Source organism: Blautia stercoris, assembly GCF_054657695.1.
In genome coordinates this window covers 370,740-388,458 of record NZ_BAAHYF010000002.1, presented here as the reverse complement: position 1 = coordinate 388,458, position 17,719 = coordinate 370,740, and the positions used below count along the sequence as shown (strand labels likewise).

The following is a 17,719-nucleotide window of genomic DNA, read 5'->3' as shown; positions in this document are numbered from 1 at the left end:
TCCTTCTTAAACTTCAGGACGCCTTAGTTTTTTGCTTTCTTTTTGCCAAAAGCTTTGCTTGCTGTTAATGCACCGAAAAGAACGATACCAGCCAGTGTTACCATGAGGGCACCCTTGCTACCAGTAGATGGAAGCTGTGCGCCTGTCTTGTTTTCTACAGCTACTTCTGGAGAGCTATCTTTGGTTGTGATTGCAGTACCTGGTGTTTTAGTTCCATTGTATGTGTAATCAACTGAATAGCTTGTCAGTTTGCCAGTTGTTTTATCATAGTTTGCTTTAATCTCAACCTTAATGTCGCTGAGAAGTTTATTGTATCCTTCTGGAGCTTTTGTCTCTCTTAAGTAGTAAGCTCCGGCATCAAGACCTTTTACAAGAACTTTACCATCATCATCAGATACAATTTTTGCTGAAGTAAAGTCTGTTGTTTTAGCTTCATCAGCTGTTGCCTTACGATATACGCCGTTTCCTTCGTTTACGATATTAATCTTAGCATTTGTATCTGCTGCAGTACCTGCTGCATTTTCCTTATAAAGCTCAAATTCTGCATTTGCAAGTGGAGTCTTATCGTCTTTATTATTCTGGTCTTTTAAATAATATTTATAAATTGTGAAATCAAAGGTATGTACATCTACGATGCTTGGCTCAGATGTACCTATTCCATCTGACTTCGGATCATTACTGTACTCAACGACCGCCTTGTTGGTATTTGGATTCATACCGATAACAGCATCTTTGTTTAAGGTTGCAGTATAAACAACTGTGATTGTCTCGCCTGTACGATTCTTATATGAATTATAGAACTCATTTAAAGTAACTGTTAAAGTACGGCTAGTTTTGTCATATGCAAGTGCATATGTATTTGCTCCTGTTTTCTTAGCTGCAAGTGTTGTATTTCCAACTTTTACAGACAGTACTTCTTTTAAGTCCAGTCCTTTGGACAAAGTATCGCTAAATTTAAAAGTATAAGAATTATATCCTGTCATATCCGGCACTTTAGAAGTCAGCTGGTAAGTGACGGTATCGCCAATCCCAAAATCTTCGGCTTTCTTTTCATCTGCTGCGCCACGTGGTGCGATGGTATCTTCAGGATCATTCTCATCATCTAATTCCATATGATGTATACCTGCCCAAGTATCATCCACAATAGCACCAACTTTAATTCCGCTTCCACTCTGTGCCGGAATGATTTTCTTGTCTACTGTCGGGTAATTGCTCTTCATGTTAATTGTAGCTGTCTCAGCTGTAATGTTAACTAAAGATGCTGCAGATGTATAAGTCTGATTTCCTGGTGCTGTGGAGGTATCTGTTGCTCCTTTTGGATAAACTAAGTAGTATCCATATGCTAAATCAGAAACTACTGTAGAAGTTGCTGTTGTTTTAACTGTTTTTGTTGCTTTAATATTGTTCTTTGAATCTAAAATCCATCCAAGCACATCTTTAGCAAATGTTTTTGCTGTCTCAGCATTTCCATCTGTTCCGATCTGTTTTGTAACATAGTTATATGCCGCTTCACTTAAAGCTTCGCCAGATAAAGATGAACCATTCTCTACTTTTGTTTTGAAAAATCCCTCATATTCACTGTTCAGTGTATAAGCTACACTCTCGCCACTTTTTGTTGCTGTAAAAATCTGATACAGATCCAGAGTCTTTTCTGCCACTGTATTGTTGACTGTCAGGGTTCCTTTTGGAGCATCTGCTGCATCTGCTGCAAATGCAGTCATGCTCATGGACAGTATCATGGTCATTGCCATCAGAACTGCCATAAATCTTGATACTAATTTCTTCATGTTCCTCTTCTCACTTTCTTTTGATTTTTTATTGGTTCGCTTGGGATTCCTTCAGCTTTTACGGTGGAAGTTCCCCACGCAGCCATATCTCTCTCATGACTCTACTCCCCTTTCCTACATCGTCTGTTTCCGTTTCCTTCTGCGTCCGGTATAAAGCAGGAACGCTAACAACAGGCCACCTGCTATGATAAACATCATAATGCCCTCGCCGCCGGTATCCGGAAGCAGTGCAAAATGCCGGTTGATAATCGTGAAGGTAAATCCATCTTTAGAAGTTTCTATTGTAGTTGTATATCCTTTTATTTTTGTTTCCGTAACAGAATATGTGTAATAGTGAATGGCTTTATTTTCATCCGTCGTATATGCTGGAAGTCCTTTAATTACTTCCTGCCAGATAGATTTATCACTAGAACCACTTATAATATAGTCCCCATATCCCGGAACAGTTTCTGTCTGTTCTTTTCCTACTGCATCTGTCCATGTACGGGAGATTGTTACTGTAATATTATCCGGACGTTTTTTATCCAGATTGTTGAAATCCTTCCAGATTTTATTGATTGTCAGCTTGATGTGCTCATCACATGGATCCTGTGACTCGGACGGTTCCGGAGTATCACTTTCTCCTGTGTTCAATGTTGTTTTGGTATCTGCCATCAATACTGCTTTTGCTGGTGATTCATATGCTTTAAGCTCTGCTGTCATAGATGAAGTATCATCTGTCAGCTTTGCATTTTGCAAAGTCTCATAGCTTTTTACCGAATTCATATGACCCAGCGTGTAAATATCCCATCCACTGGAAGTATCTTTTTCATGGCTTAGATTCAGCTTGTCTGAACCCTTTTTGATTTGATCCAGTGCCACATCCAGCTTTCTGTAAATACGGTAATTATTATTCTCACCTTCCACCTTCTCCTGTGTGTTAGCTTCATACACAGAATCCAACTTGCTTTTTCCGCTAAATGGTCCGACAAGATCTTTTGTTCCACGGACCACATCACAGTAATACATGTTGTTGTTCTTTAAAAGTCCTTCGTCATTGAATCCAACAAAGCCACCGCTTCGTCCATCATCTTTAGAACCATCTTTGTCGTTTCCAGCTCCACCTGCATAGACATCGTATCCGTAGCTTACACCGTAAACATTACTGTCAGTGATTTTTGTACGATTCGCTTTGATCAGGTTTACACTGATATTGGATTTTGCATCAGTATCATTCAAGAGGCCATTCTCGTCACATGGAAGACTGATGGATGAATCTCCTATCGTAATGATTGCAAGATCTGTCGATTGCTGATTATCTTTTGACTTCTTTGACAATCCTACAGAAATATCCAGTCCGAGAAGATTTACATGGAGCAGGTTTCCATCATATAGTGCTTCCACCTTGATGATTCCAAGATTGATTTTCAAAAGATTGGAGTCCTGGATTTTATCCAGATACAATACCTTTATAAGTTTATTAACAAGTGAGAATATTACATTCACTGCTCCAGAATCCACTTTCAAGTCTGCAAGATAAGCAAAGCTTGTTCGTCCGGCAAATCCTCCGGCTGTTCCTCCTGATGCCACTTGTTTTAATCCAATTTTCTGATTGTTCGCATCACCTGCTGTACAATTCGACATTCTTGCAAGATTTGCATATCCGATAAATCCTCCGGCAATCTGTTCATCTCCATTTGCACTCTGCACGGTGTAACCGTCATCCGTTCCTGTAACTGCACAGTCATCAATGTGAGAACCAAAAATGTCCATAACTCCAAGAGCTCCACCAAGTAACTGTCCTGTATTGTCTCCAATAACGTCTATCTTGTCTGCCTTAACTACTCCGCTCTTTCCAGAATAGCCAACAAATCCACCGACACTATTTAAACCTCTTACATTACTTAATTCTGTTACTTTACTGTTTTTCACAGAACCATTTAACAGTGAGCCGCCAAAACCTCCGGCTGTTCCGCTATATGTAACTTCATTGTTCTGACCAGATTTTATCGCTGTGTTTGCACTGACACTTAAGCCAGCATCCTTACTTCCGCTTACAGTTCCGTAATATACGTAACTTCTAAACGCATCCAACACATCGGTTCTACCAAGCTGCAAAAGTTTATCCAAAAGAGATGTTTCACTTCCTGCACTGATATTGGCAACTCCGGCTACATCAGCAACACCGAAGCATCCTCCGGCATATTCACCGGCTACTACGGAACGGATATTCTGTACAGAAACTCCTGCCTCTTCCGTACCCTTCTTGCCGAGTACCGTTCCTTCCAGATTTCCGGCAAATCCTCCGGCTGCTTTTGCATAAGAAGTGTTATTACTTCCACTTGCATAAGCACCATTTACGATGATTCCCCAGTCATCCCAGGCTTCCACATCTGCATAACGGATCGTTGCGACTGTAGCATTTAATACTTTTATCAAATCTGCCGGTGTACTTAACAGTTTATTCAGAAGCTGACTGAGCAATCCTTCTCCTGCAGTTGGATTCAGTGTTGCTACACTTCCCGGTCTTGAGCTTCCAATAAATCCACCAACATAGCTTCTTCCGTCAACTCGTCTCAGCTTTGTGACCTTGCAGCGTGCATCATTTTCGCCCCAGATCTGCCCACCGATCAGTTTTCCTACATAACCTCCAGCATAACCACAGGTATCCTTGTTATCTACACCTTCTGACTGGACAATCAGTCCACTCTGATAACCCTCTACCGAAGATTTCTTGATTACCGGCACAAAGACATTAAGTACCTGCAGCATTTGTCCTAATTGCAGATTAAGACCAAGGATATCAACTCCTCCAAGCTTTGCTGCTCCGCCGTTTATCATTTCTCCTGCAAAACCACCGGCGCATCGAAGCCCTTTAATTGTCTTCGCCTGATAAGCCTGTCCATTTGTAATAGTTCCGGTCTGCATCGATCCGACATAGCCACCGGCTGCTCCGCCATTTGCCAGTTTTGTCTCATCTCGATAATTAACTCTTCCTGCTACAACATTGTATCCGTAAGCATACTTTCCAATGATTGCATCCAGTTCTGCCTGACTGCCCACTGTTCCATTCGCAGCAAGGTCACTTCCGTAACCGCCTTTTTTTCCGACAAACTCCACCCATTTATTCCAGTTTTCATAATCCATCAGGGCAAGTGGTCCGTAAACTGCCGTATTTTCTTCTGTCGGATAAACAACGCTAAGTGCTCCCAGGATGTTATCTACCTTTACCAATCCCCATAATAAGGACAGGTTTCCGGTGCTTGCAGTATCTGCTGACTCCATAAGTCCTGTAAAACCACCGGCAATTTCTTCTCCGTATACAGATCGGATCCGGACTGCTTTGCAGACACTTGTTGGTCCAGTATAAGCTTTACCTTTCCAATTCTTTGTATTGTTTCCCCAGATGTGACCGCCTTCATTATGTCCTGCATAACCTCCGGCCATACCTCGTTGTACTTGTGTTGTTGAATCCGCATCTGCACGAACCGCACCACCACAAGGAATACAAGTCGTAGAGCTGTTTCTGATCGTCGGTACAAAGTCCTCCGCTAATGATGCCAATGTATCTGACACATCAACAAGACCACCTAAGATACCCGTATCACCAAGTACATTTGCCACATTTCCCGGCTCAAGATCGCCCACATAGCCACCAGCAGTAATCTGTCCAATGATATATGAGAAGTTATTTGCATTTGAATCCTGAATGTGTCCACCAGAAATCTTTCCGGCAAATCCTCCTGCATCTCCAAGAACATCATTTTCTGACGCATCGGATGCAGTATTTTTCCAAGAAGCCTTTACTGCAAATCCTCCAACACTTCCTGTAACATTGGAATGCTCAATTGTAGAAACGACCACATTCAATGCATCCAGCACATTGTTGATTCCTATCGATTTTCCAAGAATACTCAAGCCTTTTCCAACAGAAGCTGCGGAACCAATATCCATATAGCCAATATAGCCACCAGCATATCTTGCACCAGTCACTGCGTACTGGCTCTTTACATCATTAAAATAGTTTGAGCCATCAGTGTCTTCCAAACCTTTCTCAGGTTCTGTTACACTTGTATGTTTCAGACTCGTAACATCACAGTAGCTTACCTGAACACCACTTCCATATCCGATAAATCCTCCGGCACTTCCAGAATGGCTGTCCTCTGATTTCATCTTGTTCGCAGTGACTGTAAATCCGTTGTCTGACTTGACTCCTGCATACTGTATATATGGAATGTAGGCATTGATTAGATTTACAAGTTCTCCAATGTTTATATTCAGCCCATTGAGATTTCCAAGAATACTGATTCCTTTCCCAGCATCTGCCAACGCTCCAGAGTAAACATTTCCTCCAAATCCTCCGGCATAAGACTGTCCGTTAACGGCTGCAAGATTATATACAGCATAATAATCATCCGCTCCCCGCTCAGAATTATTAACTACACCGCTTTGAAAATCTGCTGTAAAGCCACCTGCAACATCAGCCGTTACACTTCCACCATCTACATAACTTACTGTACAGTTTGTATAACGAGGAATTAAATAACTGATCGCATTAAGTAATCCGTTTGCTTCAATCAAAGATTTAACTTCCGTTTTGTCTCCAACTTCAGCAAGTCCTCCTGTTTTGGAAATTGCAACAAACCCTGCTGCATAACCACCTACATCTGCGGCCTCTACAGATTTCAACTTTGTTACGTGTGCATTTTCTACCTTTGTACAATTACTTCTAGCAATAAAACCGGAAGCTGTATAATCTCGTACAGAATTATCTTCACGTACACCCGTAGCTTTTACTTCAAATCCTTTTTCTACACCATTAACCTGAACATTTTGAATCTTAACTTCTACTGCTTGTCCTAAAGAAAGTAGATTGCTAAGCTTCAAAAGATAGTTAAGGCCAAGGAGATTAACCGTTAATCCTCCATCTGTTCCTGCTAGATCCCCCGGCCCTGACAATCCGATAAATCCACCAACTAGATTATCCCCGTTAACAGATACTACATTGTTAAGGGTTACATTTTTTATGCTTCCGCCGATCGCATCACCAAGTCCGGCACCAACTCGTTCTCGACCTTCAACTGAGAAGTTCTCGTTGCCCTGTACTAAAACGTTATCCACGGTAAATGCAAGATACGATGCCACACCAAGCGTTGTGTTAAGAAGCCCCGCTACACTAGCTGTACCTAAAGATCCTGCAATCCCACCTACATAATCTCGCCCTGAAATATTGATATCGCCATTTAGAACAACATTTTTGGTTGCAATTGCTCCTGTTTCGTAAATGTTATTTCTCCAGTAAGATACTTTTTGTAAATATTCTGCACTGGATGGTGCTATAGAAGATCCATTACCACTTCCTACGATACCACCTACATAATCAACACCACTTACTTTAAGAGGTGCTTTTACTGTACATCCTAGAATATATGACGGACTTACACCTGCTAAAGAAAGTAATGAAGATGTTGCACCTGGATTACTACTTAAAAGCTTTACAACAAGATCTACAACACCACCTAATAAGTTATCCTTTGTATCTCCTTTTCCTATATCCGCTGCCCAACCAAGTGCTGCAACGCCGGCAAATCCGCCGGCATGATTTCCTGAAGCCTTCACTGTAAGTTCATTTTTAGCTTCTACTGTACAATTCACCGCAGTAGAATTGGCAAATCCGCCGGCAAATCCGCCCACGTAACTTTCACCTGATACTATCATTCGAGCATTATTTAGTGAGCAATTCAAAAGCAAACTTTCTGGATTCATTTTCGGCAATTTTGTTTCAATATCCAATGCACCAGAAAGTGTACCTTCTATCGCATCATCACGAGCTATTCCAACAAATCCACCTGCAAAAGACTTTCCGTTTATCGTATAAGCACTATTGGAAATGGAACAATTTTCTACAATTGTTCCTTTCTGTTGTCCAATAAATCCACCTGCATACTCTTTATCAGCAGCTGTAGAAATACTTAATCCATTTACAGTACAATTCATAATTTTGGCATTGATATAACCTGTCGGAATTAACTTTTCTAAAGGAATAGCATTTCCAAGCAGAATCGTGATTAAGTCACCTAAACCTAATCCTGGAATTACATTCAATATATTTGTAAGTAACTTGACAAGTCCACCAAGTGCGTTTGATAGCCCATCATACTGTGTTTTACCAACGATATATCCAACAAATCCACCTGTATTGTTATTCACGTTTTCAACATTAGCATTGTTTACTTCAAGATTAGATAGTTCTACCTGCCCTTCTACTCGCCCAGCAATCGCACCAGTTGCTAATGCTGTCGGATCTTTCTTTCTCGCATCAAGAACATCTCCTAATGTTTTTCCAAGATCAATTTTTACCTGACCGAACGTTAAAATAAATGTCAATCCACTTAAAACTCCACCAAGCAACTTACCCAGAGTACTTGTTAATGTACTTATGAGAGTGTCCGGATAATATGTTTCAGAAGTTGATGTTTGAACACTAATATTTTCAAACTTAATATTTGAAACTTGCACTAATCCTTTACTAATACCGATATCGTTATCACTTACTTCACTCGATATTGTAGAGAAAAAGCCTACACCCATTTGTTCTCCAACATTGAGTCTACTTGATTGCACAACTTTTACATTAGAAAGTGCTGGTTTCGTACTAGCTGTAATTTGACTGGATGATGAATCCCAAAGGGACTCATTATCTTTCGCCTTAGCTCCAATCATTGTTCCTTGAAAAGTAAGCGGCTTCCACTCTTCACTGCTCAAATCTATATCTCGGAAAATAATATAATTTGCGTTTGCTGTATATTTCTGTCCTGTTGTTTTGTCTATATCTAAATAAGGGTCAATTTCACCTGTTATCTGATTGACTCCACACCTACCTCTGGCATATATCTTGAGATACTGACTATATTTACTATCAGCATCTTTAATTTGTCCAAAAGTAAAATCTGCTACTCCATTCTGGTCTTTTGTTAAATCAGCATCACCACTATAAAGCATGATCGGTTTGCCACTTGAATCTGTATCATGTCTCCATACTCCACCTTGTAGATATGCCTGATAAACCGCACCATTTACTTGTTCATCCGTACCAATTTTCCTTAACTGCTGCTCATTTCCAATCAAGATGTAGGTCTTATCTCCGATAGCCTTAACAACTTGCCCTTTGAAATCTCGACCTTCTGTTCCTTCTGCACTTGCTTTACTCAATTGATCCGCAACCAGTTCCGGCTTATCTGAATTAAATTTCTGCGACAGTACATACTTATGAGACTTACTATAAGTCAGATACTCTTGATCTTCTCCGTCCGGATAAATCATCTGCCCCATACCAAACTGTGGTGCATCATAATCCAATGTCATAACTGGTTCCGTTTCAGATTCTTCTTGCGCAAGTACCATTAACTGATATGGATTGTATATGTAGATTGTATCCGTTTCCTTATCATACAGCGTTGGTGTTTCGTTTTCTTCTACTTCCGTACCAGTAATAGTTCCGGTAAAGGAATCCGGTACTGACCACATCTGTTCCAAGTTCATCTGGATATCATTCATCAAAATGTATTGGGCATCTGCACCGTATTTCAGCTCAGTGCCTTCACTCTTTACTACATCTCCAGAACCTATCGTTCCGTCCTTATCCCCTGTATATACATAGGCATCCGAACCTATCTGTTTTAACTGCTCGTAATTATAAATGCATATTTTACTATCCTTATAATAAGCATCTATATTATCTGTTGATTCTGCTTTAACATTTTCATTGGAAGATTCCGATTCGTTATTCTTCGAGTTTTCATTTGTTTCCTCCGATATCGAAGATTCGGACTCCGTGGTGCCATTTATTTCATCTGAAACTGTGGATTCGGTTGATGCTTCATCATTGCTCATATTGGTTTCATCAGAAAGGACCACTTGACTCGTGTTGGTACCTGATGGATTCAGATCTGCCGCATCCGCAATATTCACTTGAGAAAATAAGATAGCTATACATAGTATTACTGCGATAATTCTGTTCTCTATCCTTCTTTTTTTCTTCATATCTGGACCTCTAATCTTTTGCCTTCATTTGTTACTTTAATTTTGCCTTTTTAACCAGTTTTGCTGCTTTGCTGCCTCCTGAAAGCATTGCATCAGCTGATTAGAAAACGCTCCGCATTCACCATTTGAAATCATCCGTATCGCCTCTTCAGGTTCATATTTTCTTTTGTATGAACGATCATTGAGCAATGCATCGTAAGCATCAACAATCCCAACGACCTGTGCACACATCGGAATCGCATTCCCTTTTAAACCGTCTGGATATCCTGATCCATCATATCTTTCATGGTGGTGTCTGCATATTTCATAGCTATATTTGTTCAGCTTTTCCGTTGTTATCCCCTCTGGGAATCTCTGGGTCATCGCCGCACCTACTAATGGATGTTGCTTTACTACATTCATTTCTTCATCTGTCAATTTTCCATTCTTATTTAAAATTTCAATTGGCACTTTTATCTTTCCAATATCATGAATCGGCGCTAAATGCGCTACTGACGAAATTTCTTCATCTGTAATCCCATATTCCGGATAATTCTTCTGCAATTGAAGATATACCTGTTTTGTATAGAAGCTGATATCATCTTGATACCCTGATTCAACTAACTGATTATGATTTAATACAGTAGTTAAAAGTGATACCATATCCCAATACTGCTTTGTCATATCTTGTTCTTTTTTTATGAGTTCTCGTTCCATCTTTATAACTGTGTTCTGGACAATTTTCTCATTATGTAAGGTAATAATTGCAGTATTCTCATTTGCATCTATATATTTTTTTGCTTCCATCCAAACATACGCATTCTTATCTTTTCCTGTAATTCTGCGATACGAAAGATCTTTTTCCACACATCCATCAATTAGTCTTTCTTCTAATCCTTCACTTGATAAGAAGTCATGAACCATTTTTTTATCAGAAGTATACACATATCTTTCTATATATTGATTTATGAACTCTTCATAACTTTTTGTTTTCCTTACTTTCTCATACACTTCACGGATATGTGAATATACACACTCGTAGCTTTTTTCCTTCAAGTTCAGTTTTAATACAACATAAAATCGTCCAAAATATTCATCTTCTCCAGGGCGGATAACATCTGAAACTTTTACGCTCTCTAATTTATTATTGTATGTATTCTGCAAACTCAACAATATTTTATGTATCTTGCAGGTATCTTCTAAATTTCTGGAACAAAAACGATCTTCTTCCAAACAACGATTAATTGCCATTGTTTCCTCTACACACGATATAATATCCATTAAAGAAATGTTCTCCGGTTGTTTTGCCAGCATATAGCCACCATTTGTACCTTCACAGGCAGTGACTATTTTTGCATTTTTCAGTTTTTTCGCTATTTTAGGAACATAATTAGCGGAAACATTTAGCTTCCGTGACAATTCTGATGTAGATACCATCCGTTCCTGTGCTGCCAAGTAACATACAATTCTAATTGCGTAATCTGTCGAATTTTTCAGTTGCATCGTTATCCCTCTAATCTAAACCCTGCGAAGTCTTAGTTTATATCAAAAAAAATATCAAAAATTGATATCTTCCATGTTTTCACTAATAATTTTTCTCATCAGTTTCCCAATTATACAGATTTAAAACGGTTAATATAATGTACAATCAATGAAAATATTTATCTGTTTTTTTGTAAAATCTGTTCCATTGTGTCGATATTCTCCATTTATATCTTTTTATGAACTTCGTTCAAAAAAAAGAAACCATGCCTCAACACGATTTCTCTTTCTTTTTCTATTCTATTTCTTTTAACATTTTATAAATAATCAGGCCATTACTGACTGCCAGCACTTCATTTGCATTGTCAAAATTAATTCCGGAAATTTGTTTTATTTTTTCAAGCCTGTAAGATATCGTTCTATAATGAACAAACATTGCGTCTGCAGTTTTCCTGATACTTTGCTTATTTCTAAGATACATCTGCAAGGTTGTAATCAATTCTCCCTTATGTTCATCATCATATAAATATAATTTCTTTAATGTTTCCGGAATGTATCTTTCCAGTTCCGTCACATCATCAATTTCGCTGAATATCTGGAAAAATCCGAGGTTCGAATAATGTACTACTGACTTATTCTTATCACCAGTCACCTGGCGGATAATCTCAATATACTTGATAGCCCGACTTGCTTCGTGATAAGATTCTTTCAGCCGTTGATACCCTTCCACACTTTTTCCTATACCAATCTGAAAGTCTGTATCTTTCTTTCTATAAAAGATGCTTCGCTGGATAACATCCTCTACTTCTTCCATCTCTTTCTGATACTCCAGTTCTGTCTGATTGAAATCTACCTGTTGAATCATAACAATCTGATCCATATTTCTATAAATAAGCGCATCCGGCAAAAGATGCTTCAATTCACCCTCGATAACACCTACTTCGTGAAGCTGTTCTTTTGTATATTTACTTTGTACATTATTTTTGATGGTATGAAAATCAACAACCCTGTAAGTATCGCTTTCTTTCATGCCGAGCTGTGCTGCCGCTTCAGTCATTTCTTTCGAACTCAGTAATCCATTCAGAATATTATGGATAAGATCTCTCTGATACTTCTTTTTCATTTCATCCTGTGCAAATTCACTCAAAAATCCATACTGCAAGTTAATAATCGCATTTTCGATTGCCATATAATCAAGTTCTATCAGTTCTCTATTTTCTTCTGTTATTGTTATATATATTTCCATCTCATTCAATATGGCAAATTTCACTACATATTGAACACAGCTTCCTTTCATCTGCTTCATATATTGAAATTTCGTAATAATATTGGGTTTATATGGCTGAATTTCATCTGACAATATTAACTTGGAGTTGTCCGAGTTTGTTGAAACCATACAATTAAGATTACCATAATACAACACAACAGGATTCTCGATCATGATACTTAAAAATTTGATAATATCACTTGCTGTATTACTTGATCCATTATTTTTTAAAATAAACATATTAAAACTATCATGTGTAATCTTAAAATACTTTAAGCGTGCAGTGTCTTTATCGAATACCTGCATTATAACATAGCGGATAATTCCCCAGTAATATGAATCTTCTGAAATTTCTACCAGAGGAATTTCATATTTTTTGCAGTGTTTTTCTAATAAACTCAATCTGCGTCCTGTAGGATCATATTCTTTTCTTTTCTTTACAATGAATCCACTTATGTCACTTTTAACTAAATCTTCAAAATGCTGCTCTACTTCTCGATCACTGCATGATAAATATACCTGAAAATTGGTTATGAGTATTTCACCACCCGTCAGGTATCGCTCCATATCTTCAATTTCGATTATTCGAATGCCTTTCACTTCCAAATCTAGACCTTTTTCACCGCAAAGCAGCTTCATTTTTGGAAACTGTTCTGATTCAAGTAATTTTCTTACAGTATATGCCATCGTTACTCCTTATCCATTGCAAAATCAATACAACATAATATCTGTTATGTTGTACAGTGTCTCTATTAACCTGTTCTACCCTATTTCTGCAAGTCATTCATTTCCTCAAAAAGAGAACTTTAAACAATAAAAATAATAAAGATTATAGCCAATTTCCCAAAAGCGGTACTTAAATAGGGCACAGCTACCAAAAAAATCAGAAAGGAACTATGTAATATGAACAGTATAACAGATAACATGGTGTTATTTAACATTATATCGTACGAAAATTAATCTGTCCATAAACAACATAACAGATATTATGTTGTACAGTCCAATATTTCCTGTTCGACAATCTTATCTAGCTTCTTTTGGAACACTGTTTCTGTAGTTGCTGTATATATTCTCGTTACATTGATGCTGCTATGTCCAAGTAAATCTGCAAGACCTGTAATATCTTTTGTTACTTTATAATAAATCCTTGCAAATAGATGTCGAAAATTATGCGGGAATATTTTTGATTCTGCTACTCCTGCCTTTTCTTTTAATCGTTTCATTTCTCTCCAAATATTACTTCTGTCTTTTAACTTCCCATTTTTCGTGACAAATATCCAACCTTCTGCTATTTGGTTATTATGGCAATAGGAAAGAAGTTTCCTTTGCAATACCTTCGGCAAAAAAATCCTTCTATACTTTCCTTTATTATAAATCTCTATCTTTCCAGATTTTACACGCTCCACTGTAAAATATTTTATTTCACTGATCCGGATTCCTGTACATGCTATTGTTTCAATACACAATGCAAGCTGTTCTTTTCCTTCTGCCATAGCTGTTGCAATCAATTTCCTGCATTCTTTTTCTGTCACTTCTTTCTGATCCTGTAAAAAAGGCTGCTTCTGCACTTTTATTCTTTTCACTTTCAGATTTCCTACATTCAAAAATTCTAGGAACTGATTCAATGCGGCAAGCATCGAATTAACACTATTGACAGCATATTTTTGGACAAGCCAATCTTTATATTGCAACAATACTTTTTTATTGATCCGCTTATCATCTGCCAAAAAAGATAAAAACTTTTTTATATCTGCCATATATTTATTGATTGTTGCCTTTGCATTTTCTTTCTGGTATAAATAATCTGCAAATTTTTCTATCTCACTTTCTGATACCTCTATTGAAAAATCCATCTGTTCCATAATCATAGTCCTCCTGAGAATTCATTTTCTTTTATTATAGCTGTTCGCTTTTTCGTATTCCCATACACTACTTTTTCTACTTGTTATGCATCCACGATTTTTCAATATTTATCTCTGATAATATATCGTATTATTGATTTTAGCCAACAGTAGACGCTTATTTTTATCATCTATTGTGGATATAATTTAACAATACGAGAGGAGATGTTTTATACTAATGTCGGATAACGAATTATGTTTACAGGAAATTGGAAAAAGAATTATGGATCGTAGAAAAAAGCTGGGACTCACTCAAGAAGCACTTGCAGAAAAAGGGGAAGTCACTACCCAGTTTGTTTCTTATGCGGAATCAGGAAAACGGGCAATGAGACCTGAAAATCTGTTAAAAATCTCCTCTGCTTTAGAAGTAAGTGCCGACTATTTGCTCACTGGTGAAATTATAGATAAGGATCTGTTGATTCTCTCAGATAAGCTCCGCAAGCTCACACCATCACAGGTACGCACAGTTGAAGCTATTATAGATGAATGTAACAACCTTTTTAATCAGAAAGAAATTACCCTTCTCTCTCAAAAAAGGAATGGAAGCTACTAAAACAGTTAATGACATTGCGTATTTATAAAGTTTTTTGCCGTGCAGAAATAAAAAACCTTGAGGTACAAGCTGATTTTTGCTCATATCTCAAGGTTTAATTTCTTTTTGTTGGTCGCTAATCATTTTTACCCTTTTCAGGATAATTATATTTGCACCTTAACATTCAAATTGCTCAAACTCCTTTGCGTACTGCGTTTCATGACACACAAAGACTGTTATTAGAGGCTTGCATTTCGAATGTGTGTTATGTTCTTGTGCTTTTCGCACCGCTTATGAAGAAATAAACTCCAAAATCACTCCATTTTACTCTTTATTATTTTGACGAATAATATTCTTCAAATTTCTGTTCTTTTTCCTCTGATTCATAACGATTGGCAACGTTCGGACAACTTTTCTTTGCTTCCAAAAACACGATACTATTTTCATCATACTTTAGAATGAACTCAACCGTTTTTATCCCTAAACCAAGATCTTTGTAAATTTTAGAATTCTCAATATGAAACAAATCTGTTTCATCAAATTTTCCAAAATTCATTTCCGATTCCGTTATGATTTTCACTTTAGTACCACCCCAATTTCTTCTCTGTAAAGCTGTCGGAAAGTATCCATGATTGCATTATGTTCTAACAGTTCAAATTCTGTTGCTGTCTCACATTGTACTTTTTCTTCATCATCTTTATATAAAGAAATGTATTGAACCTCACTTTCCTTACTCCGTTTTACCTCGATATACTTAGATAAGAAATAATCATGGGTAGATACGAAAATCTGTACTCCCTCACTTTCCAGCATGATCAGCAATTCAGCCAGCACAGGAATATATTTCGGATTGATATTTGCTTCTGGTTCATCCCAAAATAATACAGATCCTTTTTCCAGCGTGCCATTCTTAATTAGCTGCCATAACAATGCTATTTTTCGCAATCCTTCAGCTACCAGGTTGAATTCCAATTTAGCCTGTGTACCTGGTTTCAGATAAAATCTGTCATCATGCAAGGTTACTTTTCCAGAACTGATTTTTTGTAAAATATCCAGATATTTTTTTCTCGATGCGGAATCAACTCCTCTGGAAATATCAATCTTTGCTGCTGCAATAACGTCCAGATAAGTATCATCAAATTCTACATTCCCCATTTTCACTGCTGCATCCAGATTCCACCGAGATTTTTGCTGTATTATTACCATTTTTATTTCTGTTTACCAGCCGCCCGATACTAGACTGATCAGGGCGAAAAAGCATTGTTGTCTTCTGTGAAAATGACACATCATGTTTTGATGCCTGACACGCTGCATAATCCAGCTTCATGATATGCGTTTTTCCCATACCATTTTCTCCAACTAATACATTTAATCCTTTACTGAATGGTATCGTAATATCTTCAAATACTGTGAAATTTTCTGCTTCGATCCTTGTTAATGGCATTTCCATCACCTCAATTATTTTAACTTTTTATATTTTCTTTGACTAATCTTGGACTAACCTATTTTTTACTCCTGTAGAGCTTTATCCACAATCTCCCAGTAACTATTCTTTTGGGAGCCAAGTCTTATAATAATACCATACTTTTTTAACTTCTTATCTTTATCATATTTCAACTCACATCCTCACAAGGAGGATGACAGCAATTTTAAACAAACTCTTTTCATTTAAAATCAAACTTTATATATATTCGCTATTTTTTATATCTATAACTCTATATTATATCCTTTTTTCTTCCCAAAAATGTTCATATTCTGGTGCGAATGATTCAGCAAATTACTGTTCACTTGCCTTTCATACTCAACGTTTCCCTGTTTCATCACTACAAATCCATTTTCCCTAGTGCAACGCCTTTGTTGGACAAGCTTTTGTGCATTCATAGCAAAGAATGCATTCAGTTCCATTTTTTCGCTTTCGGGATTCTTTATTAACTTCCACGTTCATAGGACAGACTCTCAAGCATTTGTCACAATGAATACATTTACTCTCGTCACAATGAACACGTAAAAATGAAAAATAACTCATAGGCTTGAGGAATACTGTAACAGGACACAGATATTTGCAGAATGCACGATTATCCTTGAGTACAAATGCCAGTCCGATACCCAAAATATAATAAAGCACATTTCCTACGATGAACAGCCAAAACATAATTTGTTCCAGCTTTGCAATTTTTATCAGCATCAAACCGGATACCAACGCTAATGACAGTACAAACATCACATAGCGAAGAAAACCAAGCTTCTCTTTTCGTGGCTGTTGCGGCTGTTTGTAAGGTAGAAAATCCAGCACCATGGCTGTCCAGCAGGCATAGCCACACCAACCGCGCCCCAAAAACAATGGACCAAATATTTTCGCCACAGCATAATGGATAGTTGCCGCTTCAAAAACGCCTAAGAACAGATAATACCAGAATCCCTCAATCTGCATATTTTCATGGGAAATCACACCGAGATACAACAACATATAGCTTCCCACCGCCAATTGTATGAAATGTCTGGCATACTGTTTTCCGGCGGTAAATAGTGCTGTTCCCAGTCCAAGGCAGCCTCCTATGTAGCTAAAATTTAATAGATAAAATAGATTTTTCTTAACAAGCCACAATGTAACTGCCACTATCTCAAATAGCAGAAATAGCAAAATTGATGGCACATATTTGCGAAACTTGTTTCTTTTAATTGCTTCTTTTTGTGCGGGTTTGCTCTGAACTCTTTTATCTTTATTCATAGAGGCCTCCTTATCATTTAG

Annotated in this window: 10 protein-coding genes; 1 reads left to right on the top strand and 9 read right to left on the bottom strand. The window is 37.6% G+C overall.

Annotation, left to right across the window (positions count from 1 at the left end; translation table 11 throughout):
• Window positions 1-23: 23 nt before the first annotated feature.
• The 5 genes from ACYQ2D_RS11590 to ACYQ2D_RS11570 all read right to left on the bottom strand — a co-directional run bounded on the left by ACYQ2D_RS11590 (window position 24) and on the right by ACYQ2D_RS11570 (window position 14,399).
• Window positions 24-1,787 (bottom strand): SpaH/EbpB family LPXTG-anchored major pilin, encoded by a 1,764-nt coding sequence (locus ACYQ2D_RS11590; protein ID WP_459785499.1) that lies wholly within the window; start codon window positions 1,785-1,787, stop codon window positions 24-26.
• A gap of 114 nt (window positions 1,788-1,901) precedes the next feature.
• The gene (locus tag ACYQ2D_RS11585) at window positions 1,902-9,809 is read right to left on the bottom strand and encodes a Cna B-type domain-containing protein (protein ID WP_459785498.1); all 7,908 of its coding nucleotides are present in this window, start codon (window positions 9,807-9,809) and stop codon (window positions 1,902-1,904) included.
• A 36-nt stretch (window positions 9,810-9,845) separates the two neighbouring features.
• Complete coding sequence (locus ACYQ2D_RS11580; RefSeq protein WP_459785497.1) at window positions 9,846-11,291, bottom strand: Rrf2 family transcriptional regulator; 1,446 nt, start codon at window positions 11,289-11,291, stop codon at window positions 9,846-9,848.
• Between the two features lie 274 nt (window positions 11,292-11,565).
• Window positions 11,566-13,224 carry a PucR family transcriptional regulator gene (locus ACYQ2D_RS11575; RefSeq protein ID WP_459785496.1) on the bottom strand — a complete coding sequence of 553 codons (1,659 nt, stop codon included), beginning with the start codon at window positions 13,222-13,224 and terminating at the stop codon, window positions 11,566-11,568.
• 299 nt (window positions 13,225-13,523) lie between these two features.
• Window positions 13,524-14,399, bottom strand: coding sequence for a tyrosine-type recombinase/integrase (locus ACYQ2D_RS11570; RefSeq protein WP_459785495.1), 876 nt, complete (start codon window positions 14,397-14,399; stop codon window positions 13,524-13,526).
• Between the two features lie 217 nt (window positions 14,400-14,616).
• On the opposite strand from ACYQ2D_RS11570, the gene ACYQ2D_RS11565 reads away from it, so the two are divergent.
• Window positions 14,617-14,991 carry a helix-turn-helix domain-containing protein gene (locus tag ACYQ2D_RS11565; protein ID WP_459785493.1) on the top strand — a complete coding sequence of 125 codons (375 nt, stop codon included), beginning with the start codon at window positions 14,617-14,619 and terminating at the stop codon, window positions 14,989-14,991.
• A gap of 313 nt (window positions 14,992-15,304) precedes the next feature.
• Here ACYQ2D_RS11565 and ACYQ2D_RS11560 read toward each other — a convergent pair whose 3' ends face one another.
• From ACYQ2D_RS11560 to ACYQ2D_RS11545, 4 genes are all read right to left on the bottom strand, one after another.
• Entirely contained in the window at window positions 15,305-15,550 is a 246-nt protein-coding gene (locus ACYQ2D_RS11560; protein WP_243182774.1) for a hypothetical protein, read from the bottom strand.
• Window positions 15,547-16,125, bottom strand: coding sequence for an AAA family ATPase (locus tag ACYQ2D_RS11555; RefSeq protein ID WP_459785492.1), 579 nt, complete (start codon window positions 16,123-16,125; stop codon window positions 15,547-15,549). The genes ACYQ2D_RS11560 and ACYQ2D_RS11555 overlap by 4 nt, the downstream gene beginning before the upstream one ends.
• Window positions 16,106-16,414, bottom strand: a complete 309-nt coding sequence (locus ACYQ2D_RS11550) for an AAA family ATPase (protein WP_459785491.1) — start codon at window positions 16,412-16,414, stop codon at window positions 16,106-16,108. The genes ACYQ2D_RS11555 and ACYQ2D_RS11550 overlap by 20 nt, the downstream gene beginning before the upstream one ends.
• Window positions 16,415-16,810: 396 nt before the next feature.
• On the bottom strand, window positions 16,811-17,698 hold the full coding sequence (locus tag ACYQ2D_RS11545) for a 4Fe-4S binding protein (RefSeq protein WP_459785490.1): 888 nt from the start codon (window positions 17,696-17,698) through the stop codon (window positions 16,811-16,813).
• Window positions 17,699-17,719 lie beyond the last annotated feature (21 nt).

What these genes read in the sequence shown, in the direction of transcription:
- ACYQ2D_RS11590 (WP_459785499.1), bottom strand. Translation starts at nt 1,787, where the DNA reads ATGAAGAAATTAGTATCAAGATTTATGGCAGTTCTGATGGCAATGACC.
- ACYQ2D_RS11585 (WP_459785498.1), bottom strand. Translation starts at nt 9,809, where the DNA reads ATGAAGAAAAAAAGAAGGATAGAGAACAGAATTATCGCAGTAATACTA.
- ACYQ2D_RS11580 (WP_459785497.1), bottom strand. Translation starts at nt 11,291, where the DNA reads ATGCAACTGAAAAATTCGACAGATTACGCAATTAGAATTGTATGTTAC.
- ACYQ2D_RS11575 (WP_459785496.1), bottom strand. Translation starts at nt 13,224, where the DNA reads ATGGCATATACTGTAAGAAAATTACTTGAATCAGAACAGTTTCCAAAA.
- ACYQ2D_RS11570 (WP_459785495.1), bottom strand. Translation starts at nt 14,399, where the DNA reads ATGGAACAGATGGATTTTTCAATAGAGGTATCAGAAAGTGAGATAGAA.
- ACYQ2D_RS11565 (WP_459785493.1), top strand. Translation starts at nt 14,617, where the DNA reads ATGTCGGATAACGAATTATGTTTACAGGAAATTGGAAAAAGAATTATG.
- ACYQ2D_RS11555 (WP_459785492.1), bottom strand. Translation starts at nt 16,125, where the DNA reads ATGGGGAATGTAGAATTTGATGATACTTATCTGGACGTTATTGCAGCA.
- ACYQ2D_RS11550 (WP_459785491.1), bottom strand. Translation starts at nt 16,414, where the DNA reads ATGCCATTAACAAGGATCGAAGCAGAAAATTTCACAGTATTTGAAGAT.
- ACYQ2D_RS11545 (WP_459785490.1), bottom strand. Translation starts at nt 17,698, where the DNA reads ATGAATAAAGATAAAAGAGTTCAGAGCAAACCCGCACAAAAAGAAGCA.